Raw genomic sequence first — 3,422 nt, 5'->3', positions numbered from 1 at the left:
CGGCGAGGTTCATCGTCCCATCGTGCCCGGTGGGACGGCGAGGAGCCAGGGGTGGTGGGGCCGGCACGGGCGGGCGCCGGCCGGTGATGCGTCCCGCTTGTCCGCCCCAGGAAACCACATGTTGCAGGTTTGTGCGCGTTTAGGCCCCGCTATTGACAAACTCCGTCACCACCCGCAAATCTGAGGACTGCCCGGGCGATCCTCGGGCCACGCAGTGAGTGCCACAGATGCCATGTCACGAGCGTCGATCGCCGCCGGTCCCGGCAGACCCCGGGCGCATCGCCGACCAGAGAGAAGGTCGCCATGCACGCAGTTCCACCACCCGTGAGCCCCGCCAGGGGGCTCCTGCCCGGACGCCGGCCGTCCGCTGCCCGACGGCGGACGGTCGCCTCGGCCACCGCCCTCGCCCTCGCGCTCGGCACGGCTGCCGGGAGCGTCGCCCTGACGGCTCCCGCCGCGGCCGACGCCACCAACGCCAAGCCCGCGGTCGTCCCCACACTCAAGGAGTGGACGGGAGGCAGCGGCTCGTTCGATCTCGACGCCTCGACCCGGATCGTCGTCCCCGCCGCGCTCGAGGAGATGGGCCGGCAGGTCGCGACGGACATCGCCGAGCTCACCGCCCGCACCGTCCCCGTCGCCCTGGACGCGGCGCCGGACGACGGTGACATCGTCCTCGTCGTCGATCCCGGGCTCGTCCATGCCGCGGGCGGCGAGCGCTTCGCCGAGGAGGGGTACGTCCTCGACGTCGACCCCGAGCGTCTCACCGTGACCGCACCGACCGAGCAGGGTGCCTTCTACGGGACCCGGAGCTTCCTGCAGGTGCTCGTCCAGAGCCCGGGTCGCGGCAGCGTGCCCGTCGGGGAGTCGGTCGACTGGCCCGACTACGCCTCGCGCGGGTTCATGCTCGACGTGGGGCGGCGCTTCTTCACGCCCGAGTTCGTCCGCGACTACATCTCGATGATGAGCTGGTTCAAGCTCAACGAGTTCCAGATCCATCTCATGGACAACGAGATCAGCCCGGCGGGCGGCAACTGGGCCAACGCCCAGGCGGGCTTCCGGCTCGAGTCGGACAACCCCGCGTTCGCGGGCCTCGCCTCGACCGACGGCGCCTACGACCGCGCGGACTGGCAGTCCTTCGAGGACACCGCGGCGGCTCACGCGGTGACGATCATCCCCGAGATCGAGGGGCCGGCCCATGCGCGCTCGGTCGTCCGGTGGAAGCCCGAGCTCGGGACGAACGGCGGCAACTCCGACCACCTGGACCTGAGCAAGCCCGAGGCGACGGCCGTCATGAAGTCGATCTTCACCGAGTTCGCACCGTGGTTCGAGGGACCCGACGTGCACATGGGCGTCGACGAGTACTACGCGTCGCCCGCGCTCTTCCGGGACTACTTCAACACCATGGCTGCCCACGTCCGCAGCCTCGGCAAGCATCCGCGCGCGTGGGGCAGCTTCACCCAGATGCACGGCAACGCGAACGGGTACGACCGTGACGTCACGATCAACTCCTGGAACGGCGGCTGGTACTCGATCGAGTCGGCGTACGCCGACGGCTACCGGTTCCTCAACACCGACGACTCGACGCTGTACGTCGTCCCGTTCGCGAGCTATTACCACGGCAACGGGCTGAACAACCAGTGGCTCTACTCGTCCTGGGCGCCCGACAAGACCGGGAACAAGACCGTGCCCGAGGGGGCCGCGGAGGGGGCCATGTTCGCGGTCTGGAACGACCTCGTCCACGCCGACTACTCGCAGCAGGACGTGCACGGCCTGGTCGAGCTGTCCTTCCCGACGATCGCGCAGAAGACCTGGGACGGGGCGACGCCCGAGCTCACGTTCGCGCAGTTCTCTGCCCTCACCCGCACCCTGGGCCTGGGTCCCGGCATCGAGGTGGTCGACTTCACGCGGGGCGGCCAGCTCGCGGGCGAGCTGAGCCACGGTGCGACCGTGACGGCCTCGTCCTCGGACGAGGGCAACGGTCCCGAGCACCTCACGGACGGCCAGACGACCACGCGCTGGAGCACCCGGTCGACCGAGCCTGCCTCGCTCACCGTGGACCTGGGGTCGGTGCAGACGGTCGGCGCCGTGGAGGCCGACTGGACCGCGGCGGCAGCGGCGAGCTACACGGTCGAGGTCTCGGTCGACGGGTCGACCTGGACGCGGGCGTCCCGGCACCGCAACGCGACCGGGGCGGGGGTGGACCGGGCGACGTTCGCCGCCCAGGAGGCCCGGTACGTCCGGCTGAGCGCGGTCGTCGGCGGTCCTGACGGGGTCGGTGCGTGGCGGCTGAGCGTCCTCGGCCGTCCGGACCTTGCCCTGGGTGCCGTCGCGACGGCCTCGGGCGTCGAGGCGGGGACGACCATGACGGCGGCCAACGTCGTCGACGGTGACCCCTCGACGCGCTGGTCGGCCGACTACGGCGCACAGCCGTGGGTCCAGGTCGACCTCGGCACGGCCCGCACGGTCGACGAGATCACGCTGCGCTGGGAGGCCGCGTCCGCGACGGCCTACCGTGTCGAGGTGTCGCAGGACGGCGCGTCCTGGTCGCCTCTGGTGACCAGGACCGGGCTCGCAGGTGGTGCGCGCACCGACGTCCTGACCGTCACGGCGACCACCGCGCGGTACGTCAGGGTGACGACGACGACCAAGAGCCTCAGCCCGTACCTGTCGCTCTACGACCTCGAGGTGCGGGGGGCGGCGCCTGCCGAGGAGGCACAGGTCACCGCCACCGCGACCGTGCGGTGCGTGGCAGGGCGGGCCCAGGTCTCGGTCGACGTCGTCAACGACGACGTGGTGCCCGTCGACCTCGTGGTCTCGACGCCGTACGGCAGCCGGAGCTTCTCCGCGCTCTCGCCCGAGAAGCGGGCGCACGCGGCGTTCAGCACGCGTGCCGTGGGTGTCGAGGGCGGCACGGCCGTCGTCGAGGTGGCCCCGACGGGAGCGTCCGAGCAGGCCGTGCCCGTCGAGGTCCCGTTCACCGGTGCCGACTGCGGCTGACGCCTGCCGAGCACGACGACCGAGGGGTCCGGCCCGCACGGGCCGGACCCCTCGGTCGTCGTGCCGTCTGCCCAGGTCCGACCAGGCCTGCCGAGGGCCGCCGGGCGGGCTCGGAGGGTACGAGGGCGTCGTCGGTGCGACGTCTGCCACCATGTGCGGGTGCACAAGCGACGCAAGGGGACGACGCAGAGCGTCGTCCTGATCATCCTGGCGGTCATCGCCCCCATCCTGCTGATGAGTCAGCGGCGAGGAAGGGGGTACTTCATCCACGACACCACGATCGCCGTGGAGCTGTTCGGTGCCCTGGCCCTCGTGGCAGCGCTCGGCATCGCGATCACGGTGCGCCGTGGGGGACCGCTCTTCGGGGAGCGGGCCGCGTTCGTCCTCCTGGGGGTGTTCACGGCGGTGGGGGCCGTGCTCGGGGG

General features: G+C 71.7%; 2 protein-coding genes. Both read left to right on the top strand.

Features of this window, described 5'->3' with window-relative positions; all coding sequences use genetic code 11:
* Nucleotides 1–303 precede the first annotated feature (303 nt).
* Nucleotides 304–2,997 (top strand): discoidin domain-containing protein, encoded by a 2,694-nt coding sequence (locus tag OERS_RS20340; protein WP_083201641.1) that lies wholly within the window; start codon nt 304–306, stop codon nt 2,995–2,997.
* Between the two features lie 159 nt (nt 2,998–3,156).
* Nucleotides 3,157–3,422 (top strand): hypothetical protein (locus tag OERS_RS20335; protein ID WP_139107968.1); only part of this gene is annotated, 266 nt, incomplete at its 3' end.

The organism is Oerskovia enterophila, from assembly GCF_001692445.1.
Classification (GTDB): domain Bacteria; phylum Actinomycetota; class Actinomycetes; order Actinomycetales; family Cellulomonadaceae; genus Oerskovia; species Oerskovia enterophila.
Note: the sequence above shows the minus strand (reverse complement) of the source record. Positions and strands in the feature narration are given on the sequence as shown.

Excerpts from the sequence above, each read along its gene's own strand:
- OERS_RS20340 (WP_083201641.1), top strand. The coding sequence starts at position 304 with ATGCACGCAGTTCCACCACCCGTGAGCCCCGCCAGGGGGCTCCTGCCC.